Below are 24,155 nucleotides of genomic sequence, written 5' to 3' on the forward strand. Positions count from 1 at the left end.
TCAATTATGGCAACAGTAATTAACATGCCTCGTTTGAGCGATACTATGACGGAAGGAACGGTAGCAGCTTGGTTAAAAAAAGTAGGAGACAAAGTCAGTGAAGGCGATATTCTTGCCGAAATTGAAACTGACAAAGCAACAATGGAATTTGAGTCCTTCAACGAAGGAACACTTTTATACATTGGAATACCAGAAGGAGAAACTGCACCCGTAGATTCTTTATTGGCAATCATAGGAGACGAAGGCGAAGATATTACCGCTTTATTAACAGCGAAACCTGTTGCATCTCCAGCAAAAGAAGAAGCTCCAGCAGCAACAGAAGTTAAGAAAGAAGAGACTGCAGTTGCATCAGGAAGTTTGCCAAAAGGAGTTATTGTAGTTACAATGCCTCGTTTGAGCGACACCATGACCGAAGGAACGGTTGCAACTTGGTTGAAAAAAGTAGGCGACAAAGTTGCCGAAGGTGATATTCTTGCTGAAATCGAAACCGATAAAGCAACAATGGAATTCGAATCTTTCAACGAAGGAACTTTATTATACATCGGAATTGAAGCGGGTCAATCTGCGCCAATCGACAGCCTATTAGCCATCATCGGACCAGAAGGAACAGACATTAGTGGCATTGCCGAAAATTATAAAATAGGAGGAGTTGCACCTGCTACAGTTGCAACCGAAGTAGCAAAATCGACACCAACTACAGAAACTGCGCCAATTGTTCAAGAAGCATCTACTGACGGACAAAGAGTTTTAGCTTCGCCATTGGCAAAGAAAATTGCAGGTGAAAAAGGAATCCAATTGTCACAAGTAAAAGGTTCTGGCGAAAACGGACGTATCACAAAAAGTGATGTGGAAAACTTTACGCCACAAACTGCGGCTGCTCCAGCTGCAAGTTCAGTTCCAGCCAAAACAGAAACTGTTGCCGCTCCAAAACCTTATGTTCCATCAGGACAGGTAGCAACCGAAGAAATCAAGAACTCGCAAATGCGTAAAATCATTGCGAAACGTTTGGCAGAATCTTTATTCACTGCACCACATTACAACTTGGTAATTGAGGTAACAATGGACGAAGCAATGAAATCAAGAGCAATTATCAACAGCGTTCCTGATACCAAAGTATCTTTTAACGATATGGTAATTAAAGCTTCTGCATTTGCTTTGAAAAAACACCCAAAAATCAATTCACAATGGACTTCTGAATCAATCATCATCAACTATCACGTGAATATTGGTGTTGCCGTTGCTGTTGAAGACGGATTAGTTGTTCCTGTATTGCCATTTACGGATGGTATGAGTTTATCTCAAATTGGCGCAAGCGTAAGAGACCTTGCAGGAAGGGCCAAAAACAAAAAATTATTGCCTACCGAAATGGAAGGAAGTACTTTTACTATTTCTAACCTTGGAATGTTTGGAATTACTGAATTCAACTCCATCATCAACCAACCGAATTCTGCTATCCTTTCAGTAGGAGCGATTGTAGAAAAACCGGTGGTAAAAAATGGACAAATTGTGGTAGGAAACACAATGATGTTATCTTTGGCTTGCGATCACAGAACTATCGACGGTGCAACCGGAGCACAGTTCTTGCAAACCTTGAAACAATATATTGAAAACCCAGTGACGATGCTGGCCTAATAGCTCGTTTGCTTATATATGAAATCCCGTTTTGAGTAAAATCAGAACGGGATTTTTTGTAATCAATGGTACTATACTTCTATTTCGTCTTTAACCAAAAAACAGACTAAGGTACACATCGCCATTAATGTAATAAAACATCCAGTCCAAACATTTCCGTTTTCATATTTCTCTTCATATTGATCGATTAGTTTTCCTCTATATCCTTTTATGATCCAGAAGAAAAAGCCTCCAATCCAAAGTAAAGTAAGTTTTGCTGCGTAAGGTTCTTTTGCCATAATATTAATTTATTAAATTCTCTTATTCTTCTCCTGAATCCATCGTGACATGTATTTCGTGCTGGTCAAAGTATGATGTTGCAATAGTGTTCCCATAAAATTATCTAATCTATGTAGTTTTAAATCAGTTTGAACTTTTAAAACATGCAGCATAAAATCATCAACAAATAAGGATTTCAAATAGCGTTTTTCTATAATTTCGAAACCATTTTCTTGGGCTTTGCGCCAAAGGGTTTTGTCTTGATATAATTGAACCGCTTTGTCAGCAAAAACTTGAGAATCATCTGTAATAAAACCATTCCATGGTAAAACGCCACACATTGATTCGGCACCAATTGTAGTCGTCACACTTGGTGTCCCGCATTGCATTGCTTCAACCAACTTTCCTTTTATTCCTGCACCAAAACGCAAGGGAGCTAAAACAACTCGGGCATTTTTTACAAATTCTTGCGCATCATTGGCACGACCCATAATATAGAAACCATCTTTTGGTTGGTGTAATAGCAACACTTTTTGAGAAGGATATGCTCCGTAAATTTGCAAAACCGCTTCCGGCATTTGTTTTCTGATGAGTGGCCAAATGGTTTCCTTTAGATATTGAACCGCATTCCAATTGGGTTCGTGAAGGAAGTTGCCAATAAAAACAAAGTTGTTTCGTTCTTCAAATGAAGGCAAATTTTGAATGGTTGATTCTTCAATCGGATCCAGAAGTAATGGCAAATAAAACAATAAACTGGAATCGATTTTGAAAACAGATTGTAATAATTCCATTTCAAATTCGGCAATCATTAAGGAAATGTCAGAACGAAGAATACTGGCAATTTCTCGTTTCGCAACTTCTTCAACCAATAAATCGTCTGTTGAAAAGTATCGATTTTCCTTGAATGCTTTTTGTCGAGCCAAACGCAGACAATGCAAATCTTCGGTATCCAGTAATCTCAGAGTATCAGGACAATTTTCGGCCACGCGCCAGCCAAATTGCTCTTCCATCATAAAACGGTCAAACAAGACAATTGCAGGATTTAAGTCTTTTGCATAATCATCAAAACTAGAACAATTTAAGGCGATGGATTTCTTGGAAACGCCTAAAGAGTTAAGGTCAATCATATAATCGCTATCCATTGCCGGACTGGCAAAAGTAACTTCTAATCCCATTTTTTTAAAAACAGCAATCAATTGCAACATCCTTCCTCCGGCTGCAGAAGAATTAGGTTCTGGCCAAACAAATCCAATAATTAAAACGTGCTGATTAGCAATCATAAATAACTTTTTACGTTACAAAATAAGGGAAATAAAACCGCAAATCAATCCATTTCACAACAAATAAAAACTGTATTTTTGTGATTCATTTACATACAAAGAAAGATGTTAGGATTAAAATTAGCAACAGACCCAAAATGGGTAAATATCGTCGAATCGAACATCGAAGAAATCTTGACTGATCACGCTTGGTGCGAGCAAAAAGCGGCAACAAACATTATCACCATAATTACTTATAATTCAGAACACGAAGAATTGGTAACGGATTTATTGGAAATCGCCAAAGAAGAATTAGAGCATTTTCAAAGAGTTCACAACATAATCAAAGAACGTGGATTGACTTTAGGAAGAGAAAGAAAAGACCATTATGTAAATGAACTTTTTAAGTTTTTGAAAAAAGACGGAAGCAGAAACGACGCTTTTGTAGACCGTTTGCTTTTCTCAGCAATGATTGAAGCCCGAAGTTGCGAAAGATTTAAAGTATTGTCCCAAAATATTGAAGACAAAGAATTGGCTGCATTTTACAAAGAATTAATGATAAGTGAAGCCGGACATTACACGACCTTTTTGCGCTTTGCCAGAAAATATTCAGAGAAAGTCGATGTTGACAAACGTTGGCAAGAATGGATTGATTTTGAAGGCGAACTCATTACAAACTACGGAAAAAGCGAAACCGTTCACGGATAAAATAATTTTGGGACAAAATACGACATTAAATTTTAACCGCTACTTAGCTATTCTCTCCTCGTTATAAGATATAAAAAAAAACTCCATTATTTCTAATGAAGTTTTTTTGTGGGCGATGAGGGGTTCGAACCCCCGACCCCCTCGGTGTAAACGAGGTGCTCTGAACCAGCTGAGCTAATCGCCCTAATTGTGGGTGCAAATATAGGGTGGTTTTTTGCTTTTCCAAAACATTTTTATGAAAATTTAAATTTTATTTTTGGCAGGGTTCTATTTCGTTGAAATTTAATTTATTAAGGTTAAAATTTATTATTTAAGAAACTCCATTTGTTGGTTACAAACAGAGTTTCTCAAATTATTTTATTATTATTTGGACATTGTAGGCTCATTATGATAAATGTAATCCCCATGAAGTCCCGTGAAAGCTTTATTCATTTCGTCAAAAAATGCTTTTCTTTCGGCCTCTTTTGGCCACGCAGCTTTTATTAATTCGTCGTCTTTTTCACTTGATTTTTCTATATCGCTAAAGGAATCAAATAAAAAGGCTTCCATAAAATCTCTGCTGTCAGAACCCCAAGAATGACGATAAGGATAATAGGCTTTGATATAAGGGTTTTTCAAGGTTACTTTTTCATTAAATTCCTTCATTCCTTTCCCTTGGCCGTTCATTGATAATTGCGACCTGCGAATATAGACAATCATAGGTTCTTTTGAATCGGTTTTTAATTGTTTTTCACCAACTGAAGGGACTGATGTGTATATTTCATCTGAATGTTTTGTTATATAATAACTTCTTTCTTTGTCAAAAAAAGCTTTTCTTGCTTTTTCATCTGGCCACGCTTTTTTAATTAATTCATCTGAAACATCATTGGATTTCTCAATATCTTCCCATGTTTTATAAACCGAAACCATCAAGATTTCAGAACTATTTGCAGTATAATAATGTGTTAAAATTTCAGAACCTATTATTAAATCATTCTTGCTGACAACCTTGTCAAAATATTCTTGTTCAGTTTTTCGCCAATCAGTACGATCAGCATCCAGATTTCGATACATTGTGGTGATAGTAATAAATACTGGTTTTGGATCTTCTTGAGCACGGATCCCCATACTCAATAGGAATGTAAAAATCAACATTCCTAACAACGAATTTTTTTTTGTTTTCATAAAAATTTGATGTTAAATGATTAATTAATAATAAATTAGAGTTAAATCTAATAAATTATTAATTATTTATTTAGAATAAATTAAAATAATTTTAAACAAAAATTTATGCTTTGAAGTTAAATCCCTCTATTTAAAGGTAATTCCGCCACTACAAAAGTGCTTCCTCCTATATAAATGAAATCTTTTCTTGTGGCGTTATTCTTAGCTTGTATATAAGCTTCTGTCAATGAGTTGTATATGTTGCCGGAAAGATAATGTTCTTGTGCTTTTTCTTTTAGAATTGAAGTTTCTAAACCACGAGGAATATTGGGTTTGCAAAAATAATAAATGGCATTTGTTGGGAATAATGGCAAGATTTCATTTAAATCTTTATCGTTTACAACACCCAAAATAATATGTAATGTGTCAAATTTTTCTTTTTGGATTTGCTTCAACACAATTTCCAATCCATTTTTGTTATGTGCCGTATCACAAATAATTTTGGGGAATTTTCCTAGTTGTTGCCATCTTCCTTCGAGTCCCGTATTTTTCACGACATTCAATAATCCTGATTCGATGTCTGTTTCATAAATAGTAAACTCCTTCTGTGAGTTTAATATTGAGATAGTTTGTATCACTGTTTTTTTATTGTGAACTTGGTAATCCCCAATTAAATCAGAAGGATAATTGGCAGAAATTATGTCGGAAGCAAAATAAATTTCGGAATGATTCTCTTTGGCTTTTGTCAAAAACACCGGTTTTGTTTCTGATGTATATTCGCCAATAACTACTGGAATTCCGGGTTTTATAATTCCTGCTTTTTCAAAAGCAATGGCTTCGAGCGTGTTTCCGAGAAATTGGGTGTGATCAAATGCGATATTTGTAATTACGGATACAAGAGGCGTAATAATGTTGGTGGCGTCTAATCTTCCGCCCATTCCCACTTCGATAATGGCGATATCCACTTTTTCTTTGGTAAAATATTCAAAAGCCAATCCCACCGTCATTTCAAAGAAACTCATATCATTGGCTTCAAAAAAAGATTTGTTTTTATTGATGAATTCACACACAAAATCTTCCGAAATTTCTGTGCCATTAATCTTGATGCGTTCCCTATAATCTTTTAAATGTGGCGAAGTATATAATCCAACTTTATATCCCGCTTCTTGAAGTATCGATGACAGCATATGCGAAGTCGAACCTTTGCCATTGGTTCCTGCAACGTGAATGCATTTGAGATTTTGCTGTGGATTGCCAAGATGATTTACAAGCAAATGGACATTGGTTAAATCTTTTTTATAAGCCGAAGCGCCCTGAAGTTGGTACATCGGGAGTTGATTAAACATCCAGTTTATGGTTTCCTGATAGTTCATTTTTCTAATAAAATAAGGGACATTTAAAATATTTTTCGTTTTTTTTAGTTTAATAGTAGATCGAAAAGTATCTTTAGTGCAAATTTCAAATAAATTTTAGAATTAATGTGTAAAATAATAATATATGTTTAGTTTAATACAATTACAAGCCGATACCATCGCAAATGCCGCATCAAACGTAGTGATAGAAAAAATCGCTCCAACTACCGAAATCTCGGTTTTAGAATTTATTTTAAAAGGAGGTTTTTTCTTAATTCCAATTTCAATATTGTTATTTTATACTTTTTATTTGATTATAGAACGCTATTTGTACATTCATAAAGCGTCTAAAATTGATGCTCTTATGATGCGAGATGTGAGAGATAATCTTAATTCTGGCAAACTGGATAGAGCTTTGTCAATTGCAGAAAGAAGTAATAATTCTTCTGGAAATGTTATAAGAGAGGGAATTCTCTTGATTGGCCGGCCTATTGCTGAAATTGAATCGAATATGGATCGCGCTGCCGACATTGAAATTGGCGAAATGGAAAAGCATTTGGGACAACTTGGGCTTGTTGCCGGAATTGCACCAACATTTGGGTTTATTGGAACTATTTCGGGAGTTATCAAGATATTTTATAGTATTTCGGTTACCGAGAATATCAGTATTGGTAATATTTCAGGAGGTTTATACGAAAAAATGATTAGTAGTGGTGCCGGATTATTGGTTGGTATTATTGCCTACAGTGGCTACCATTTATTAAACGGAAAGGTCGATAATTTTGCTTTAAAAATCCAAAAGCAAATACTTGAGTTTGTCAATATTATTCAAAAATCTTAAGCAATGTCAATAAAACGAAAAAGAAGATTCCACGCCGAAGTCGCTACGTCTTCGTTGAGTGATATTATGTTTTTCTTGTTGTTGTTTTTCTTGATTATATCCACTTTGGCGAATCCAAATGTGATAAAAATGACGTTGCCAAAAGCAAAATCCAATGAGAAAACCAACAAACAATTCATTAGTTTGTCCGTTACCGAAGACAAGAAATTTTACATAGACAAACAACCCGTTGCCTTCAAAGAATTAGAAACCACTTTGATGTCAAAAATGAATCTAGGAAAAGACCAAACGGTAATTGTGCGAATTCCGTTCAATCTACAAGTTCAGGATTTAGTGGATGTTTTACAAATTGGTGTTAGAAACAACTTAAAGTTTGTGATTGCCACAAGTCCGAAGTAAATGGAATTTGTTTGTTATAATGTTTTTTTGTCATTTCGACCAAAGGGAGAAATCACATATCGAGAGCAACTAATGAGATTTCTCCCTTTGGTCGAAATGACAAGCAGTAAAAGAAAATGCCTCGATAATTTAGAGGCATTTTCTATTTAAATCTGTGTCAATCTTTTTAAGCCATTTTATATGCTGGTTTTATCTTCAATGATTTTTAATATTTTTATTTTATTAAATTTAGATATTAAAATGATTTGAAAAAAAATATAATAGATGTAATTACTAAAGCAATTATAATAACCCAGTCTTTAAATGTTCCAATATTAGTGTCTAGTTTATAAAAAAAAGGATTTTCATCTCTTCCTTCTCGCCACCATTTATGGGTTTTATAGTATCCAAAAGCTAATATCCCACATAAAATACTATAAAATAAATTTTCATAAATCATATTCTATCTTTAAATTAATTCTTCAAATATTCTTATTCTTGTCTGTGAAAATGTTGTTAGAGTTATTAAGGATAAAATTATTTTTGAAAATATTTTCATTTTATATCAGTGTCAATCCGTTTAATCCGTATCCCAATTTTAATTCAAATTGAAGTTATAAACAATCTTCCCAACTTGTTTTTCTGGCGCATCACTGCTGGCATCCCATCGTGTATTCATTGCGGCAATTCTGGCTTGATCCAGTAAACATCTTGCCGTATTTGTAGTTCCTTTTATTCCTGCAATGGCATCAATAGTTTTTCCATTTCTATCCACAGAAACCTCCACAACAACTTTCCCAGATTCATTACAGGTATATTTTGGAGCAGGTTTCGAAATCGCTTTTCTGTTTCCTAACGAATAACCAGTTCCGCCACCAGAACCGCCGCCATTTCCTGCGCCATAACCGCTTCCTGTGCCTATTCCGTTTCCAGTTCCATTTCCTCCACCGGTTCCGCCTCCAGAACCTCCAGTTCCATAGTAACCGTTTGAGCTTAGACTTCCGTTCGCTTTTCCTTTGTTTCCTGCGGTTTTATCATCGCCATCACCACCTTTATTGGAACCTTTCATAATGCTGGACAAAGCATCGTTTGTATTGTTAGAAACCCTTGGTTTTACCACAACTGGTTTCGGTTCTTCTTTTAAAACGGGTGTTGGTTTTAATGGTTTCTGTTTTTGCGGAATTACCACGCTTTCTTCGGTAGAATTTTCCTGTGTTAAAATAGATTCTTCAGGAATAGCTTTTGTAGGTGTTTGTTTGGCTTGATTTTTCACATCTAAAACCTCACTTTTATAATTGGCTCCTGAGCCTAAATCGCTGTCGCCAAAATTTACGGTAACGCCACCTCCGCCGCCGCCAGCACCAATTAACTCTTCTAAATTTGAGGGTGGCCAAAAGCGAATAAAGAATAAAATCACTAACATTGTTCCATATAAAAGGATGGATATTGCTATTGATTTCTTTTGGTCAGAGGAAATGGTCGAACTCATTTAAATTATAAATTTAGGATACTTTAGTAAAACGTTGAAAATTACTAAAAATTATTAGAAGTAAGAAACAATATACATTATCAACAAGGTATTCGCATATAAGATTTTAAAATGTTTTTCGCCACAGATTCACAGATTTTAAAAATAGCTTAGGACAGTATTGACACTATTTTCAAAATTATTCAAAAAATCTGTATGAGGAGTGAATAAAAAATCTTTGAAAATCTGTGAATCTGTGGCAAATTTTTTAAAAAGAAATGCCTTTTCTTATGGTTTATAAATTTCTCCGGAACTGTGGTCGATTTTTGCTCCTGTTACACTACTCAAAACATTGATTTCACCTCGTAATTTCAAAACTCCAAGCAAAGCAAAAATCAGTGCTTCCTTGAATTCTAGGATTTTAGTTGAAGTAATTATAATTTCCATTTCAGGTAAATAGGATTGAATGCGTTCGATGATAAAATCATTGTAAGCACCACCGCCAGTATTTAAAATGCGACCTTTTTTATTGGGCAAGGCCAAAGCGGTTTGTAAAGCCACGTGCTCTGTAAATGTTCTCAATTTATCTTCAATTGTGATTTTATAACTTTCAATCATTGGTAAAACAATTTCTTTTACAAACTCAAAGCCCAATGATTTCGGTTTCTTTTGATGATAATAATCCAATGAGTTTAATTTTTCCAACAAATTTTCGTTGACTTTTCCTGTTCGGGAAATTTTTCCTTTATCGTCATAATCCAGTCCCAATTGATTGGCATAATAATTCAAAACCGTATTTACCGGCGAAATATCAAAGGCAATTCTTTCTCCATTTTGTTCAAACGAAACATTCGAAAATCCACCTAAATTCATACAATAATCATACTCTGAAAATAGGATGCGGTCGCCAATAGGAACCAAAGGAGCTCCTTGACCACCCAATTTTACATCCTGAATTCTAAAATCACAAACAACAGTTTGCTCTATCAAACTTGAAATTTCGGACAAATTACCAATTTGTAAGGTCAAACCTTTTTCTGGTTGATGTAAAATAGTATGTCCATGGGAGCAAACTGCATCAAGGTTTTCAATTTTGTATTTTTCTATAAAATTGGAAATGATAGTTGCAAGAAATTTTGTGTATGCTGTGTCTAATTTTTCGAGTTTAGTTTCAGGATAATCCACGGCTAATTTTAGGTGTTTAATCCAACTTTGGCTGTAGCCAATGGTTTCACTTTCAAGGATTTCGAAAGCCCATTTCTGGTTTTTTAAACGAAATTGAATATGCGCTAAATCGATTCCGTCAAGGGATGTTCCTGACATTACTCCGATAACGTTGTAGTAATCTTTTTTCATTGTTCAAATTTACGAATCAAAATTGAAAATTTCATTATAAAAAAGTACCTTTGAGCGTATTTTTATAACAAAAAACAACATTTACTTTATATTATTATGGATTTTAATCTAACCGAAGAACAATTAATGGTGCAACAAGCAGCCAGAGATTTTGCTCAAAACGAACTTTTGGCAGGTGTAATTGAAAGAGATGAAAAGCAAATTTTTCCTGCCGAGCAAGTCAAAAAAATGGGCGAACTTGGATTTATGGGAATGATGGTGGATCCAAAATACGGCGGAAGCGGTCTCGATACTATTTCTTATGTTATTGCAATGGAGGAAATCTCAAAAATTGATGCCTCAGCTTCGGTGGTGATGTCCGTAAATAATTCATTGGTTTGTTGGGGTTTACAGGCTTTTGGAACAGAAGAACAAAAACAACACTGGTTACCACTTTTGGCTTCTGGTCAAATTCACGGTGCTTTTTGTTTGAGCGAACCCGAAGCTGGTAGTGATGCAACTTCTCAAAAAACAACAGCCATTGATATGGGGGATTATTATTTGGTAAACGGAACAAAAAACTGGATTACAAACGGAAATACGGCTTCTTTTTATATTGTCATTGCACAAACTGATGTCGAGAAAAAAAGTAAAGGGATTAATGCCTTGATTATGACCAAGGATATGCCGGGATTTTCTATTGGTCCAAAAGAACATAAAATGGGAATTCGTGGTTCTGACACTCATTCGTTGATGTTCAACGATGTGAAAGTCCCAAAAGAAAACAGGATTGGTGAAGATGGTTTCGGGTTCAAATTTGCAATGAAAACCTTGGCTGGAGGAAGAATTGGCATTGCGTCTCAGGCGCTAGGAATTGCTTCTGGAGCTTATGAATTGGCGTTGAAATATTCGAAAGAACGCAAAGCATTTGGTACTGAAATTTGCAATCATCAGGCAATAGCATTCAAACTGGCTGATATGGCGGTTAATATTGAAGCGGCAAGACATCTTTGTATGAAGGCCGCTTGGGACAAAGACAATCATCATAATTACGATATTAGTGGAGCAATGGCCAAACTTTTTGCCTCACAAACCGCAATGGATACAGCTGTCGAAGCAGTTCAAATTCACGGTGGAAACGGTTATGTTAGAGAATATCACGTAGAGCGAATGATGCGTGATGCCAAAATTACCCAAATATACGAAGGCACTTCCGAAATTCAAAAAATCGTAATTTCAAGAAGCATTATTGCTGGATAAATTGAAGCAGTGTTTTATAAAAACCCTTTCAGAATTATTAAACTGAAAGGGTTTCTATTGTAATTTTTAAAGAAAATTAGGCTGTTTCCAAAGTAGGCATATTCATATTGTAAGCCAAAATATAATAGTTATTGTCGTTGAATTGGAATTCACCAATGTCAGTCCATTTTAGTTTTTCGGTATGGGCTCTATAGGAAGGTATATTAGTTTTGTTGATGAAAGTCAAACTTAATGTATATTTTTTTACAACATGAATTCGCATAAACTCAAACAGCAAATTAATCAAACCTTTTCCTCTGTATTTTTTGTCGATGCAAATGGGGCCATATTGAAAACTGGTGGTTGAATTTATTTCGAAATCTAAAAATTCAAGCTTTGGAAAAAGGCTAATCATATATTCAAAAATAGGATATTGACTAAAGAAATCCCAGCTTTCGGCAAAAATGTAGGCGATAACTTTGTTGTTGTCTTTAGCAATAAATAAACCTTCGTTATTAATAACATAAGTCAATTGTTCGACAGAAAATGGAGTGGTGACAAAACCGGATTTCTTTTCTTCTTCGCTTAAATTAGAAACAAGATATAGTTTCTGTAAGTCCAAAACGCCTTCAATATCATTTAATTTTGCTATTTCTAAATTTATATTTTCTAACATTTTTTTAATGAAATTATTTCAACAAAAGTATAAATTACATATTAAATTTCGTTTGAACAAATAAAATAATTTTTTCGTATTTTCGCTTTATGAAAAATATCATCATTACAGGAACTTCAAGAGGAATTGGTTACGAACTGGCGTGGCAGTTTGCGGATGCAGGTCATAATGTCTTGGCGATTTCCAGAAAAACACCCCAAACTTTATTAGGGAACAAAAATATCACATGTCTTTCAGTCGATTTGTCCGATGAAACCGAAATGGAAAAGGTTGATAATTTCCTATCACATTCTTGGAAAACTGTTGACATTATAATTCACAATGCCGGAAGTTTATTGTTAAAACCTTTCTCAGAAACTTCCCAAGAAGATTTCGAAAACATCTACAAAGTCAATGTTTTTGGTGTTGCTAATTTGACCCGTGCTTGTTTGCCTTATTTACAAAAAGGTTCTCACGTGGTTACCATAAGCTCTATGGGAGGAATTCAAGGAAGTCTTAAATTTGCTGGGCTTGCAGCTTACAGTTCCAGTAAAGGAGCAGTTATCACCTTGTCAGAATTATTGGCTGAAGAATACAAAGAAAAAGGAGTTTCATTTAATGTATTGGCCCTTGGAGCAGTCCAAACCGAGATGCTGCAAGAAGCATTCCCGGGTTATGAAGCACCAATTACCGCAAAAGAAATGGCCGATTATATTTTTGATTTTGCCTTAACTGGTAATAAATATTACAACGGAAAAGTGTTGCAAGTTTCATCAACTAATCCATAAATCATTTGTCCGAAACTCTTTCTAAATACATCCCTGAACACGCTGTAAAACCAGTTTTCGAACTGATTGTATTGAATCAGGTCCATCTTAAAATCGTAAATGAACGTATAACTCGTCACGGAGATTATCGAAAAGGATTAAGTGGTAAACACGAAATCACTGTCAACGCCAGTTTGAATAAATACAAATTTTTGATTACGTTAGTTCACGAAATTTCGCATTTGGTTGCTTTTGAAAAATTTGGACACAACATCAAGCCCCACGGTAATGAGTGGAAATATTCCTTTCAGCGACTGATGATTCCGTTTATTCGACCGGAAATTTTTCCAAATCATATATTGCCTTTGTTGGCACGACATTTCAAAAATCCTACCGCAAGCAGTGATACGGATGCTACTTTGTCATTGGCATTAAAACAATTTGATATTCAAAATGATAAAAACTATATATTTGAAATACCATATGGGAGTATTTTTAGAATTCATAATGGTAAAATTTTTAAAAAAGGAGCTTTAAGGATTAAACGTTTTGAATGCTTAGAAGTTAGTTCAGGAAGAACCTATCTTTTTAATCCAAATGCCGAAGTGGAGTTGTTGCCGAGTTAAATATATTATTTCTCGGAACAAATGATCAATTCAGAACAAGAAAACGTTATTCTAAGACTTCTAATCAATTATTAGTTATTTTATAAGTATATTTGCGGGACTAATAGAAAAAATACTATTGAAGTAACTCAGCAATTAAATTAAAATGAATAAAAATTATTACGCAATTCTAATGGCCGGTGGAGTAGGATCACGGTTTTGGCCGGTAAGCACATCTGAGTTTCCGAAGCAGTTTCACGATATGCTAGGTGCAGGCGAAACCTTAATCCAAAAGACATTCAGCCGATTATCAAAATTGATTCCGGTAGAGAATATTTTAATTTTGACCAATGAAAAATATAATGATATTGTTTTAGAACAACTGCCAATGGTGGAACAAAATCAAGTTTTGCTAGAACCTGCAATGCGGAATACAGCTCCTTGTATTTTATATGCTTCCCTAAAAATTCAAAAGCAAAATCCTGATGCCGTTATGGTCGTTGCGCCAAGCGATCACTGGATTGAAGATGAAAATGCTTTTGCAGCAAACTTGCAGCAATGTTTTGATTTTTGTTCCAAAGAAAATGCGCTAATGACTCTCGGGATTCAACCTACCTTTCCCAATACTGGTTTTGGGTATATCGAATATGATAAAAAAGATGCTAATCCAATAAAAAAAGTGTCCCAATTTCGTGAAAAACCAGATTATGAAACAGCCAAATCATTTCTTAAAAGCGGTAATTTCCTGTGGAATGGTGGTATTTTTATTTGGAGTGTAAAATCGATAACGGAAGCCTTCGATAAATTTCAACCACAAATGAATGCCTTGTTTCAAAAAGGATTAGAAAGTTATAATTCTATTGAAGAAAAATCTTTTATAGAAGAAAATTATGCTTTATCCGAAAACGTTTCTATTGATTATGCCGTAATGGAAAATGCCAAAAATGTCTATGTTCTTCCTGCTACTTTCGACTGGAACGATTTAGGAACTTGGGGTTCTCTGCATGAAAAATTAGATAAAGACGAAAACAATAATGCTGTCGTAAATGCTACAGTTTTATTGAAAAACTCTTCAAGTAATATTATCAGTACAGCCAAAAATAAACTGGTGATAATTGATGGGCTTGAAGATTTTATTATAGTGGATAAAGACAATGTTTTGTTGATTTATCCTAAAAGCAAGGAGCAGGAAATAAAAGGATTAGTAAATAATTTAAACAAGTAATCTTCTAATGCGATTCTTTCAAATAGGCTTCCCTAATTTTTTTGAATAAATTTGAGGAGTAAACAAAATCAACAATAGCGACATTATCTGTTCTGAAAATTTCTTCTTTTGTACCTTCCCATTCTTTTAAACCATCTTTTAAAAAGATTATCTTTTCTCCAATTTCCATCACAGAGTTCATATCGTGCGTGTTGACTACCGTTGTAATATTATATTCTTCGGTAATTTCCTTGATGAGATTGTCAATTAAAGTAGCCGTGTTTGGGTCTAAACCCGAATTTGGCTCATCACAAAAAAGATATTTTGGATTATTTACGATGGCACGAGCAATCGCAACACGTTTTTGCATGCCACCCGAAATTTCCGAAGGTAATTTATGATGTGCATCAATTAAGTTTACTCTTTTTAAAACAAAATCAACTCGATCCTGAATTTTATGTTTGTCATCATTGGTAAACATTCTTAACGGAAACCCAACGTTTTCAGACACAGTCATTGAATCAAATAAGGCACTTCCCTGAAAAAGCATTCCGATTTCAGTTCTCAATTCTCGTTTTTCATCAGAAGTAAGGTCAGAGTAAATCCTGCCGTTAAAAGAAATAGTTCCTACGTCTGGAGTGAAAATTCCGAGCAGAGATTTTAACAAAACAGTTTTCCCAGAACCACTTTGACCAATGACCAAATTAGTTTTTCCGGTTTCGAAAACAGCAGAAACACCTTTAAGAACTTTGCTCTCACCAAATGATTTTTCTAAATTTCGTATTTCTATCATTAGGTTAAAAGTAATTGAGTTAGAATATAATTAACCAAAATAATCATAACAGATGTCCAAACAAATGCAACGGTACTTGCTTTTCCTACTTCAAGTGCGCCCCCTTTCATATAATAACCGTGAAATGATGGAATTGAAGCTAATAATAGCCCAAAAATAAAAGTTTTGATAAAGGCATAAGTGACGTGAAACGGAATAAAATTAATTTGAATGCCCTCAATAAAATCAGTACTCGTTCCAAAACCCCCATAAACAGTTGCAATATATCCACCAAAAACTCCTAAAAACATACTAATTCCAATTACAAACGGATATAGTAAAATGGCAATTAGTTTTGGAAAAACAAGGTAATTCAATGAATTCACGCCCATAACTTCAAGGGCATCAATTTGCTCTGTGACACGCATCGATCCAATGCTTGACGTTATAAATGAACCCATTTTACCAGCCATAATAACCGAGATAAATGTTGGGGCAAACTCTAATATTACTGATTCCCGAGTGGCAAAACCAATAAGATTTTTAGGGATTAAAGGATTTGTCAAGTTTAGTGCAGTTTGAATAGACACAACACCACCCACAAAAAAGGAAATAAAGGCAACAATTCCCAGTGAATCGATAATCAAATCATCAATTTCTTTGAAGATTAACCCTCTCATTACAGACCATTTAGTCTGTTTCCTGAAGATTTCTTTCCACATCAAAAAGTATTTTCCTATCTGTGATAAATAGCGAATGAGCATCATAGTTTTTAAATATTGTCAAAAATAGTTATAAGTTGTGAGTTATCTGCTTTTTAAAGAAAGGAACACTAAAAAATTTTATTTTTCATTTTTTCTAAACGATACTTTCTGATGAATATTGCTTGTTCATTTGTAACTAATAATGGTGTTTTTGCTGATTTTGCTTTTAGATATCCTCTGATATAATCCAAAAAAAGCGATGGTTTCTTTTTCATAATCGCCAGTTTTGCCGAAGCAATTGCGGTTATAAGAAATCCGTAGCCCAAGGTATAAAAGGCTTCACCTTGTTTGTAACGTGCGGTTTTATTGTAGTTGGCGCCAGTTGGTTTCAGGTGTTTTACTATTAAAGAAGAATCCGTTATAACTTTCCAACCATAATACTTAGCCAGCAACTCGTCAACGGTGTCCCAACCCATTGCAGGTTTTAAGTTTCCCATTTGTTCAAAAAAAGCTTTTCTATAGGCTTTAAAAGCCCCCCGAATATGATCTTTATCTGTAAGGTTTTCTAAAATCCAATTGTCATTTTTTTCGATATAGGCAAATCCACCAGCCATTCCCACTTTTGAATCTTTTTCGAAAATAGAAGAAATGCGGTCAAAATAATTGTTGGGTAAAATCAAATCAGCATCCAGTTTTACAATAACATCGTAATCATCGTCCAAGGTTTCGAACCCTTTATGAAATGCCTGAATGACTTTGCTTCCTGGCAAATGAATCGATTCGGAAGTTTTGTTTACTAAAGTAATAAATGGATTTTCTTTGGCGAAAGCCAAAACTATTTCGGCAGTTTTATCATTAGAATTATCGTTAACGACTACTACTTTTTTTGGCAGTAGCGTTTGCGAAATCAAGGATTGCAATGTTAATGCAATGAAATCTTCTTCGTTGTGCGCCGGAATGACGATGTAATATTTCATAAGCTTTAAACTAAAACTATTTTACTTTTTCAGCGTAAACAATATAATATCTTGGGGTGAAAAATCGCAATAAAGGTCTGAATCCAATTTTTTTCACAGGATGCGTAAATTTTTGGCTGTCGATGATTTTCCAGCCCGTTTTTTCTAAAAGCCAGTCCAATTGCCAATCTTCAAATTCGTGATAATGTCTGTCCCACATATCGGTTTTGCTGCGATAAGCCGGTGAAAACCACAATCTCAAAGGAATTGAAATAAGTAATTTATCTGATTTTACATTTTCTAATATTGTGTAGGGATTTAATAAATGTTCGAAGATTTCAAAGGCGGTAAAAACGGTATATTCTTCCTTTTGCAATGCAGTTTGATTGTTGTCTAAATCTTCTCCGGTTGTGTTTTTTACCTGAAAACCTTCGGCTTTCAATATTTTAGAAAAAGGATTTTCCACGCCTAAATCCAAAATGGTTTCAGTAGTGGAAATGTGTTTTTTTAAAAATTCTAAAGTATGTTTAAATCTTTTATTTGGAAATGTTTTTTCGTACATGGTAATTGCGAGGAACGAAAAAAAAATCTCTCGTTCTTGAGTTTAATTAGGTTATAAATATTAAGGTTTAAAGTTCTCAAATGTGACAACCTTAAACCTTATACTTTAAATCTTTTATTTTTAATATCTATAGACAAAGGCGTTGACATTCATTCCTGCGCCAACGGATGCAAAGATAATAACATCCCCTTTATGTATTTCCTGATTTTCTATTTTTCCGCTAATCAATAAATCGAATAGGGTAGGAATGGTCGCCACACTGCTGTTCCCCAGTTCGTGAATGCTCATTGGCATAATGTCTTTGGGAACTGATTTGCCGTATAATTTGTAAAAACGATGAATGATTGCCTCGTCCATCTTTTCATTTGCTTGATGAATGAGAATTTTTTTTACGTCGTCAATACCCAACCCACTTTTATCTAAACAGTTTTTCATCGCTGTAGGAACTTGGCTTAAGGCGAATTCATATATTTTTCGCCCATACATTTTTATGTATTTAATATCTGGGTCTAAATTTGGATTGTATGATTTCCCAAAAAACAGATACTCTGCTTCATCATAAGCAAAAGTAGCGCTTTCGTAAGACAAAAGTCCAGTTTCATCGTCTGAAGCTTCAATTATAGTTGCGCCAGCACCGTCAGAATAAATCATAGAATCTCGATCGTGGTCATCAACTACTCTGGATAGAGTTTCGGCACCTATTACCAAACACCGTTTTGCCATTCCGGATTTGATAAAAGCGTTAGACTGTAGAACACCTTCTATCCATCCTGGACAGCCAAAAAGAATGTCATATGCGACACCTTTTGGGTTTTTTATTTGCAATTTATGTTTGACACGAGTTGCTAAACTTGGAATCATGTCGGATTGATTTGTTCCATATTTGACATCGCCAAAGTTGTGTGCAAATATTATATAATCAATAGTTTCTGGATCAATTCCTGCGTTTTCTATTGCTTTTTGTGAAGCCAAAAAAGCTAAATCAGAGGAACATTGCTCTGGAGCTGCATATCGTCTTTGTTCGATTCCTGTGATGCTTTTAAATTTTTCGATTACAACTTCATTTGTGTATCCAAAAGGGCTGCCATCATCATTTAAAAACACGTGTTTGTCAAAATCAATATTCGCAACTTTTACTTCGGGAATGTAACTCCCTACTCCTGTTATTTTAATTTTCATTGGAAATAAATAAATAATATTATGCTAATTTAAAGATAAAAAACGATATTTTTATATAAAATTTACTATGCATGCATATAATTGTATAATAATTTGCTTTTAGGTAAAATACTGATGATTTGTTAAAAAAACAGCAAAATAGCTACATTTTTATTTTCATCACTGTTGCAATTGACAAAGCTCTAGTTTTCATATTTTCTGCAACTTGTCCGGCAAAGTTTTCGTCAATTGTTGTATTGAAATAGTTAAGCCAAATAGCAAAATGTGCTGAAGAAAGTTTTGTTTTTTGGTTTAAATCCATATGAATTTGAAGTACATTTTTTTTGTAGTTTCCAGTATCAAAAAGAATTTGTTCCCAAAAATCGACCAACTCCAATAAATGGGGTGCTAAATCTATTTTGGCCACTTTGATAAAAATGAAACTTATTTCGCTGTCGGCAAGTAATTTCAAGTAGAATTCACTCATCAATAAATGCAAATCTTCACGTGTTTGTATGTCAGTCATAATAATGCAAATTTAAATACTTAATACCATATTATATTAATATTATTATATATTTGTTGTTAAACCTTTAATTTTATTAAAAATGAAAAAAATTATTTTATTGTTTCTAATGTCGTTAACCACGTCATTAATTTATGCACAAGTCGATGTAATAACTAAACATAGTGGAGAGACTGTTAAGGGAAAAGTTTTGCGTGTTGACGAATATACAGTTGTTTTCGTGTATGATGGCGAAGATGCTGAGAATTCTATAGGGAAATACGCCATTGAGAAGATTGTTTATGGAAAAAGTGGTAGAACAGAGGCTGTTACCGAAAAAATCGTTGTGAATGGGGAAGCTGATTGGGAAAAAGTGATAATCCTTGAAGAAAAATCATATATAGCTGGTTTGAAAAAAGGTGGAGAAGTACGTGGTAAAACGGGATTGATAAACTTTCAAACAGGAAACACAGGAGATAAAAAGGCAGATAAAAAACTTAAAATGGCAGCTGCCGCTATAGGATGTCCTTTTGTATTAATGATTTCCGATAAAACTACGGTTGGAGCCAGTTCTAATGCACTTGGTGGGTCTCAAGCCATTAAAACAGGAATAGGATATAAATATTAAAATATTTTTCATAAAAATACCCCCAAATAGTGTCTAACTTTTTGGGGGCAGTTTAATTTTTTAGAAGCTTTTTTTGGGATTCTATTGAAAAATTATTCTTCCATATAGGCTTCAATTGGAGCGCAACTGCAAACCAAGTTTCGGTCTCCATATGCATCATCTGCTCTGCGGACAGTTGGCCAAAATTTGTTTTCCGCAATATAATCCAACGGAAAAGCAGCTTGTTCTCTTGTGTATGGAAAATTCCAAACATCGGCAGTAAGCATTCCTAAAGTGTGGGGAGAATTTTTCAAGATGTTGTTCTTGTCTTCAATTGTCGAAGCTTCGATTTCTTTTCGAATCGAAATCATGGCGTCACAAAAACGGTCTAGTTCTTCCAAGTTTTCGCTTTCTGTTGGTTCAATCATCAAAGTGCCCGCTACAGGAAATGAAACCGTAGGCGCATGGAAACCATAATCCATCAAACGTTTGGCAATATCGGTAACTTCGATTCCTTTTTGTTTGAATGGACGACATTCCAGAATCATTTCGTGGGCGGCACGACCCATTTCTCCGGAATATAAGGTGTCGTAATGACCGTTTAATTTTTCTTTAATATAATTGGCGTTCAAAATAGCGTATTCGGTAGAACTTTTTAAACCTTCTGCGCCAAGCATCGAAATGTAGCCGTAAGAAATCAAACAAACTAAAGCGGAACCCCAAGGTGCTGCAGAAATCGCCGTAATGGCATTATCTCCGCCAGTGGCAACAATAGGATTTGTTGGCAAGAAAGGAACTAAATGTTCCGCAACGCAAATTGGTCCAACGCCAGGGCCTCCGCCTCCGTGAGGTATTGCGAAAGTTTTGTGTAAATTCAGGTGACAAACGTCAGCACCTATGGTTGCCGGGTTGGTTAAACCTACTTGCGCATTCATGTTCGCTCCGTCCATATAAACCTGTCCGCCGTTTTCGTGGATGATTTGTGTAATTTCTTTGATGGCGCTTTCAAAAACCCCGTGAGTAGATGGGTATGTAACCATCAAACAAGACAAATCGTCTTTGTGCTCGATTGCTTTTTCACGTAAATCTTCCACGTCGATATTTCCGTTTTCCAATGTTTTGGTAACAATAACCCTCATTCCCGCCATCGCTGCCGAAGCTGGATTTGTTCCGTGCGCCGATGAAGGAATTAGAGCAATATTTCTATGATAATCGCCTCGAGATTGATGATATGCACGAATAACCATAAGTCCTGCATACTCGCCTTGTGCGCCAGAATTTGGCTGTAAAGTAGTTCCTGCAAAACCGGTAATGACATTTAATTGGTGTTCTAATTTAGACAACATTTTTTGGTATCCTTGAACTTGATCTAAAGGCGCAAATGGGTGAATGTTGTTCCAATTAGCATTGCTTAATGGCAACATCTCGGCGGCGGCATTCAATTTCATCGTGCAAGAACCCAGTGAAATCATCGAATGATTCAAGGATAAATCTTTACGTTCCAGTTTTTTGATGTAACGCATCAAATCTGTTTCCGAATGGTGTTTGTTGAATACTTCGTGTTGCAAGAACGGTGTAGTTCTTTTTAAATTGGAAGGGAAATGATTTGTTTCCGTCAAAACCTCAATGGTGCCCGCCTGAGTATTGTTTGCGGAAGCGAAAACACCAACAATTTTATTTACATCGGCAATACTGGTGGTTTCATTCAAGGAAATGGAAACGGTATTTTCATCTATGTAATAAAAATTGACTTCGTTTTGTTCGGCTATTGATTTTATTTTTTTGGCATCAGCTTTAACGACAATAGTATCAAAGAAAGCAGTGTTGATTTGTTGTAAACCTAATTTTTCTAGTTCGTTTGACAAAGTCGCTGTCAAAGCGTGAATTTTATTTGCAATATATTTAAGGCCTTTTGGACCGTGATAAACGGCATACATTCCCGCCATAACCGACAATAAAACCTGTGCCGTACAAATATTCGAAGTCGCTTTGTCGCGTTTGATGTGTTGTTCACGGGTTTGCAAAGCCATGCGAAGCGCACGATTCCCGTCAGTGTCAACGGTCACGCCAATGATTCTTCCCGGCATACTTCTCTTATATTCATCTTTTGTCGCAAAATAAGCGGCGTGAGGACCGCCATAACCTAACGGAATTCCGAAACGTTGCGTGGTTCCAAGAACAACGGCAGCTCCCATTTCTCCAGGGGGTTTTAGCATTGCCAAGCTCAAGATATCGGCTGCAACGGCAACTTTTATTTCGTTTGATTTTGCTTTGGCAATAAAATCGGCATAATCATAAACTTGTCCATATTTCCCTGGATATTGAAGGATGGCTCCAAAAAACTCCGTTGAAAAATCAAATGTTTCGTGATTTCCAATTACCAATTCTACTCCAATTGGAGCTGAACGCGTTTGCAAAACGGATAAAGTTTGCGGTAAAATTTCCTCGGAAACGAAGAATTTATTGATGTTGTCCTTCTTTTGGTCACGAGAACGAACGTCAAAAAGTAAGGCCATAGCTTCGGCAGCGGCAGTTCCTTCGTCCAATAAAGAAGCATTTGCGATTTCCATTCCGGTCAATTCGATTACCATAGTTTGGAAATTCAAAATCGCTTCCAAACGACCTTGTGCAATTTCGGCTTGATAAGGTGTGTAAGCTGTATACCAACCAGGGTTTTCAAAAACATTTCTTTGAATTACGGCGGGAACAATGGCTTGATTGTATCCCAAACCAATGTAGGTTTGAAAAACTTTATTTTTATTGCCCAATTCCGAAATATGTTTTGAATACTCATATTCCGTCATGGCAGGGTCTAAATCTAGGGATGTTTTTAAGCGAATGTCACCTGGAATAGTTTCGGAAATTAATTGATCCAGCGTTGCTGCGCCAATTGTTTTCAACATAATTTGAAGGTCATTTTCTCTTGGCCCAATGTGTCTTAAAGCAAAAGCGTCTGTTTTCATGTAGTGATAAAAGTGTTGTTTTTTGATCCGCAAATTTATGGATTATTATCAAAAAAAATGGGTCACAAGCAATAGATTTTTAGTAATTTTTCAACCAAAAGGCGTTCTTGTTAACAGTTTTGCTATTTTTGTTGAATGAGGATTTTTAAGCAAGTATTCAATTTTTATATTGACGGCAGTATTCACGTGGCTTTGTCGTGTTATGCACTGGTTCGTATGACTCAACAAATGTTTCAAATTTCTACTGATGAACCAATGGTTTATTTTGTCTTTTTTGGTACAATTGTTGGCTATAATTTTGTAAAATATGAAGCATTGGTTAGAGCCAAAAAGGCACAAATGCGCAAAGAACTAAAAGCAATTTCAGTTCTGAGCTTTTTGTCTTTGCTAGCCGTTGGGTTCTATTTTTTACAATTGCAAAGGATTACTCAAATCGTTTCTGTTGCTGTTTTGATTTTGACATTATTATACACGCTTCCTTTTTTTTCAAATAGGAAAAATGCCAGAAATTGGGCTGGTCTAAAGATTTATATTGTGGCTTTATGTTGGGTTGGTGTAACAGTTGTTTTGCCAATTTTGAACGCTGAAATTAATATTACTTCTGATTTTTATTTCAAATGTATACAGCAGTTCATTCTGATTTTTGTGTTGATACTCATTTTTGAAATCATTGACTTGGCGAATGACGATCCTCATTTGCAAACTGTTCCGCAACAAATAGGAGTAAAGCGGACTAAAATTTTGGGATTATTACTTTTGATTCCGTTTTATTTTTTGGAATTCTTGAAACCCGATTTTAATCAAAAACAACTGATTGTCAACCTGATTTTAGTGAGTATTATTGCTTTATTTCTGCTTTTTGCCAATGAAAAACGCTCCAAATATTACACCTCCTTTTGGGTCGAAAGTATTCCTATTGTTTGGTGGTTGCTATTGCTTTTCATCCAATAAAAAACCCGAGGGTTCTTAAGAGGGCGCTGAAAAACATCGCTTATTTTGATTAGCGTCGTTTTTTAGACGATAAAAAACGCTTGTAACAGGATTTTAAACATCCGTTATAAGCTTTTTTCTTTATATAACTTTT

At 35.0% G+C, this 24,155-nt stretch carries 24 protein-coding genes and 1 tRNA gene; 10 read left to right on the forward strand and 15 right to left on the reverse strand.

Features of this window, described 5'->3' with window-relative positions; all coding sequences use genetic code 11:
* Positions 1-6: 6 nt before the first annotated feature.
* Positions 7-1,632, forward strand: coding sequence for a pyruvate dehydrogenase complex dihydrolipoamide acetyltransferase (locus IR213_RS13005; RefSeq protein WP_194312739.1), 1,626 nt, complete (start codon positions 7-9; stop codon positions 1,630-1,632).
* Between the two features lie 71 nt (positions 1,633-1,703).
* Here IR213_RS13005 and IR213_RS13010 read toward each other — a convergent pair whose 3' ends face one another.
* Together IR213_RS13010 and IR213_RS13015 are read right to left on the reverse strand one after the other, a co-directional pair.
* Positions 1,704-1,910, reverse strand: coding sequence for a hypothetical protein (locus IR213_RS13010; RefSeq protein ID WP_194312740.1), 207 nt, complete (start codon positions 1,908-1,910; stop codon positions 1,704-1,706).
* 12 nt (positions 1,911-1,922) lie between these two features.
* Positions 1,923-3,170 carry a glycosyltransferase gene (locus tag IR213_RS13015; protein WP_194312741.1) on the reverse strand — a complete coding sequence of 416 codons (1,248 nt, stop codon included), beginning with the start codon at positions 3,168-3,170 and terminating at the stop codon, positions 1,923-1,925.
* A 105-nt stretch (positions 3,171-3,275) separates the two neighbouring features.
* On the opposite strand from IR213_RS13015, the gene miaE reads away from it, so the two are divergent.
* The gene (gene miaE, locus IR213_RS13020; protein ID WP_194312742.1) at positions 3,276-3,857 is read left to right on the forward strand and encodes a tRNA-(ms[2]io[6]A)-hydroxylase; all 582 of its coding nucleotides are present in this window, start codon (positions 3,276-3,278) and stop codon (positions 3,855-3,857) included.
* 109 nt (positions 3,858-3,966) lie between these two features.
* Here the strand turns inward: miaE and IR213_RS13025 are convergent.
* The 3 genes from IR213_RS13025 to IR213_RS13035 form a co-directional block, all read right to left on the reverse strand.
* Positions 3,967-4,041: transfer RNA gene (locus tag IR213_RS13025), tRNA-Val, on the reverse strand.
* A 179-nt stretch (positions 4,042-4,220) separates the two neighbouring features.
* Entirely contained in the window at positions 4,221-5,021 is an 801-nt protein-coding gene (locus IR213_RS13030; protein WP_194312743.1) for a hypothetical protein, read from the reverse strand.
* Between the two features lie 116 nt (positions 5,022-5,137).
* Positions 5,138-6,373, reverse strand: coding sequence for a bifunctional folylpolyglutamate synthase/dihydrofolate synthase (locus IR213_RS13035; RefSeq protein ID WP_194312744.1), 1,236 nt, complete (start codon positions 6,371-6,373; stop codon positions 5,138-5,140).
* A 124-nt stretch (positions 6,374-6,497) separates the two neighbouring features.
* On the opposite strand from IR213_RS13035, the gene IR213_RS13040 reads away from it, so the two are divergent.
* Entirely contained in the window at positions 6,498-7,193 is a 696-nt protein-coding gene (locus tag IR213_RS13040) for a MotA/TolQ/ExbB proton channel family protein (RefSeq protein WP_194312745.1), read from the forward strand.
* Between the two features lie 3 nt (positions 7,194-7,196).
* The gene (locus IR213_RS13045; protein ID WP_194312746.1) at positions 7,197-7,592 is read left to right on the forward strand and encodes an ExbD/TolR family protein; all 396 of its coding nucleotides are present in this window, start codon (positions 7,197-7,199) and stop codon (positions 7,590-7,592) included.
* Positions 7,593-8,169: 577 nt separating this feature from the next.
* Here the strand turns inward: IR213_RS13045 and IR213_RS13050 are convergent.
* Together IR213_RS13050 and IR213_RS13055 are read right to left on the reverse strand one after the other, a co-directional pair.
* Positions 8,170-9,060, reverse strand: coding sequence for an energy transducer TonB (locus tag IR213_RS13050; protein ID WP_194312747.1), 891 nt, complete (start codon positions 9,058-9,060; stop codon positions 8,170-8,172).
* Between the two features lie 267 nt (positions 9,061-9,327).
* Positions 9,328-10,395 carry an anhydro-N-acetylmuramic acid kinase gene (locus tag IR213_RS13055; RefSeq protein WP_194312748.1) on the reverse strand — a complete coding sequence of 356 codons (1,068 nt, stop codon included), beginning with the start codon at positions 10,393-10,395 and terminating at the stop codon, positions 9,328-9,330.
* A gap of 96 nt (positions 10,396-10,491) precedes the next feature.
* Here IR213_RS13055 and IR213_RS13060 point away from each other — a divergent pair, with 96 nt between their 5' ends.
* Positions 10,492-11,634, forward strand: a complete 1,143-nt coding sequence (locus IR213_RS13060) for an acyl-CoA dehydrogenase family protein (RefSeq protein ID WP_194312749.1) — start codon at positions 10,492-10,494, stop codon at positions 11,632-11,634.
* A gap of 76 nt (positions 11,635-11,710) precedes the next feature.
* On the opposite strand, the gene IR213_RS13065 is transcribed toward IR213_RS13060, so the two are convergent.
* Positions 11,711-12,289: a GNAT family acetyltransferase gene (locus tag IR213_RS13065; RefSeq protein WP_194312750.1), complete on the reverse strand. Its 579-nt coding sequence runs from the start codon at positions 12,287-12,289 to the stop codon at positions 11,711-11,713.
* 89 nt (positions 12,290-12,378) lie between these two features.
* Between IR213_RS13065 and IR213_RS13070 the strand changes: the two genes are divergently transcribed.
* From IR213_RS13070 to IR213_RS13080, 3 genes are all read left to right on the forward strand, one after another.
* Complete coding sequence (locus IR213_RS13070) at positions 12,379-13,056, forward strand: SDR family NAD(P)-dependent oxidoreductase (protein WP_194312751.1); 678 nt, start codon at positions 12,379-12,381, stop codon at positions 13,054-13,056.
* Between the two features lie 5 nt (positions 13,057-13,061).
* Complete coding sequence (locus IR213_RS13075) at positions 13,062-13,661, forward strand: SprT-like domain-containing protein (protein WP_194312752.1); 600 nt, start codon at positions 13,062-13,064, stop codon at positions 13,659-13,661.
* A 145-nt stretch (positions 13,662-13,806) separates the two neighbouring features.
* Positions 13,807-14,865, forward strand: coding sequence for a mannose-1-phosphate guanylyltransferase (locus IR213_RS13080; RefSeq protein ID WP_194312753.1), 1,059 nt, complete (start codon positions 13,807-13,809; stop codon positions 14,863-14,865).
* Positions 14,866-14,869: 4 nt separating this feature from the next.
* On the opposite strand, the gene IR213_RS13085 is transcribed toward IR213_RS13080, so the two are convergent.
* The 6 genes from IR213_RS13085 to IR213_RS13110 all read right to left on the reverse strand — a co-directional run bounded on the left by IR213_RS13085 (position 14,870) and on the right by IR213_RS13110 (position 19,522).
* Positions 14,870-15,637, reverse strand: coding sequence for an ABC transporter ATP-binding protein (locus IR213_RS13085; protein ID WP_194312754.1), 768 nt, complete (start codon positions 15,635-15,637; stop codon positions 14,870-14,872).
* Positions 15,637-16,383, reverse strand: coding sequence for an MlaE family ABC transporter permease (locus tag IR213_RS13090; RefSeq protein WP_228479184.1), 747 nt, complete (start codon positions 16,381-16,383; stop codon positions 15,637-15,639). The genes IR213_RS13085 and IR213_RS13090 overlap by 1 nt, the downstream gene beginning before the upstream one ends.
* Before the next feature lie 65 nt (positions 16,384-16,448).
* Positions 16,449-17,297: a glycosyltransferase family 2 protein gene (locus tag IR213_RS13095; RefSeq protein WP_194312755.1), complete on the reverse strand. Its 849-nt coding sequence runs from the start codon at positions 17,295-17,297 to the stop codon at positions 16,449-16,451.
* Between the two features lie 16 nt (positions 17,298-17,313).
* Positions 17,314-17,838: a methyltransferase gene (locus IR213_RS13100; RefSeq protein ID WP_194312756.1), complete on the reverse strand. Its 525-nt coding sequence runs from the start codon at positions 17,836-17,838 to the stop codon at positions 17,314-17,316.
* 120 nt (positions 17,839-17,958) lie between these two features.
* Positions 17,959-19,017, reverse strand: a complete 1,059-nt coding sequence (locus IR213_RS13105) for a 3-oxoacyl-ACP synthase III family protein (protein ID WP_194312757.1) — start codon at positions 19,015-19,017, stop codon at positions 17,959-17,961.
* A 142-nt stretch (positions 19,018-19,159) separates the two neighbouring features.
* Positions 19,160-19,522, reverse strand: coding sequence for a group III truncated hemoglobin (locus IR213_RS13110; RefSeq protein WP_194312758.1), 363 nt, complete (start codon positions 19,520-19,522; stop codon positions 19,160-19,162).
* Positions 19,523-19,631: 109 nt separating this feature from the next.
* Here IR213_RS13110 and IR213_RS13115 point away from each other — a divergent pair, with 109 nt between their 5' ends.
* A complete protein-coding gene (locus tag IR213_RS13115) occupies positions 19,632-20,129 on the forward strand; it encodes a hypothetical protein (protein WP_228479185.1) in 498 nt (165 codons plus the stop codon).
* A 92-nt stretch (positions 20,130-20,221) separates the two neighbouring features.
* Here IR213_RS13115 and gcvP read toward each other — a convergent pair whose 3' ends face one another.
* The gene (gcvP, locus tag IR213_RS13120; protein WP_194312760.1) at positions 20,222-23,071 is read right to left on the reverse strand and encodes an aminomethyl-transferring glycine dehydrogenase; all 2,850 of its coding nucleotides are present in this window, start codon (positions 23,069-23,071) and stop codon (positions 20,222-20,224) included.
* 135 nt (positions 23,072-23,206) lie between these two features.
* On the opposite strand from gcvP, the gene IR213_RS13125 reads away from it, so the two are divergent.
* Positions 23,207-24,022 carry a UbiA prenyltransferase family protein gene (locus IR213_RS13125; protein WP_194312761.1) on the forward strand — a complete coding sequence of 272 codons (816 nt, stop codon included), beginning with the start codon at positions 23,207-23,209 and terminating at the stop codon, positions 24,020-24,022.
* Positions 24,023-24,155: the final 133 nt, after the last annotated feature.

Origin of the sequence: Flavobacterium soyangense (assembly GCF_015277675.1) — a bacterium.
In the GTDB taxonomy this organism is placed as follows: domain Bacteria; phylum Bacteroidota; class Bacteroidia; order Flavobacteriales; family Flavobacteriaceae; genus Flavobacterium; species Flavobacterium soyangense.

What these genes read in the sequence shown, in the direction of transcription:
- IR213_RS13105 (WP_194312757.1), bottom strand. Translation starts at nt 19,017, where the DNA reads ATGAAAATTAAAATAACAGGAGTAGGGAGTTACATTCCCGAAGTAAAA.
- IR213_RS13125 (WP_194312761.1), top strand. Translation starts at nt 23,207, where the DNA reads ATGAGGATTTTTAAGCAAGTATTCAATTTTTATATTGACGGCAGTATT.
- IR213_RS13050 (WP_194312747.1), bottom strand. Translation starts at nt 9,060, where the DNA reads ATGAGTTCGACCATTTCCTCTGACCAAAAGAAATCAATAGCAATATCC.
- IR213_RS13110 (WP_194312758.1), bottom strand. Translation starts at nt 19,522, where the DNA reads ATGACTGACATACAAACACGTGAAGATTTGCATTTATTGATGAGTGAA.
- IR213_RS13005 (WP_194312739.1), top strand. Translation starts at nt 7, where the DNA reads ATGGCAACAGTAATTAACATGCCTCGTTTGAGCGATACTATGACGGAA.
- IR213_RS13045 (WP_194312746.1), top strand. Translation starts at nt 7,197, where the DNA reads ATGTCAATAAAACGAAAAAGAAGATTCCACGCCGAAGTCGCTACGTCT.
- IR213_RS13090 (WP_228479184.1), bottom strand. Translation starts at nt 16,383, where the DNA reads ATGATGCTCATTCGCTATTTATCACAGATAGGAAAATACTTTTTGATG.
- IR213_RS13015 (WP_194312741.1), bottom strand. Translation starts at nt 3,170, where the DNA reads ATGATTGCTAATCAGCACGTTTTAATTATTGGATTTGTTTGGCCAGAA.
- IR213_RS13115 (WP_228479185.1), top strand. Translation starts at nt 19,632, where the DNA reads ATGTCGTTAACCACGTCATTAATTTATGCACAAGTCGATGTAATAACT.
- IR213_RS13100 (WP_194312756.1), bottom strand. Translation starts at nt 17,838, where the DNA reads ATGTACGAAAAAACATTTCCAAATAAAAGATTTAAACATACTTTAGAA.
- IR213_RS13010 (WP_194312740.1), bottom strand. Translation starts at nt 1,910, where the DNA reads ATGGCAAAAGAACCTTACGCAGCAAAACTTACTTTACTTTGGATTGGA.
- IR213_RS13040 (WP_194312745.1), top strand. Translation starts at nt 6,498, where the DNA reads ATGTTTAGTTTAATACAATTACAAGCCGATACCATCGCAAATGCCGCA.
- IR213_RS13060 (WP_194312749.1), top strand. Translation starts at nt 10,492, where the DNA reads ATGGATTTTAATCTAACCGAAGAACAATTAATGGTGCAACAAGCAGCC.
- IR213_RS13085 (WP_194312754.1), bottom strand. Translation starts at nt 15,637, where the DNA reads ATGATAGAAATACGAAATTTAGAAAAATCATTTGGTGAGAGCAAAGTT.
- IR213_RS13030 (WP_194312743.1), bottom strand. Translation starts at nt 5,021, where the DNA reads ATGAAAACAAAAAAAAATTCGTTGTTAGGAATGTTGATTTTTACATTC.
- IR213_RS13065 (WP_194312750.1), bottom strand. Translation starts at nt 12,289, where the DNA reads ATGTTAGAAAATATAAATTTAGAAATAGCAAAATTAAATGATATTGAA.
- IR213_RS13055 (WP_194312748.1), bottom strand. Translation starts at nt 10,395, where the DNA reads ATGAAAAAAGATTACTACAACGTTATCGGAGTAATGTCAGGAACATCC.
- IR213_RS13035 (WP_194312744.1), bottom strand. Translation starts at nt 6,373, where the DNA reads ATGAACTATCAGGAAACCATAAACTGGATGTTTAATCAACTCCCGATG.
- IR213_RS13095 (WP_194312755.1), bottom strand. Translation starts at nt 17,297, where the DNA reads ATGAAATATTACATCGTCATTCCGGCGCACAACGAAGAAGATTTCATT.
- IR213_RS13080 (WP_194312753.1), top strand. Translation starts at nt 13,807, where the DNA reads ATGAATAAAAATTATTACGCAATTCTAATGGCCGGTGGAGTAGGATCA.
- miaE (WP_194312742.1), top strand. Translation starts at nt 3,276, where the DNA reads ATGTTAGGATTAAAATTAGCAACAGACCCAAAATGGGTAAATATCGTC.
- IR213_RS13070 (WP_194312751.1), top strand. Translation starts at nt 12,379, where the DNA reads ATGAAAAATATCATCATTACAGGAACTTCAAGAGGAATTGGTTACGAA.
- gcvP (WP_194312760.1), bottom strand. Translation starts at nt 23,071, where the DNA reads ATGAAAACAGACGCTTTTGCTTTAAGACACATTGGGCCAAGAGAAAAT.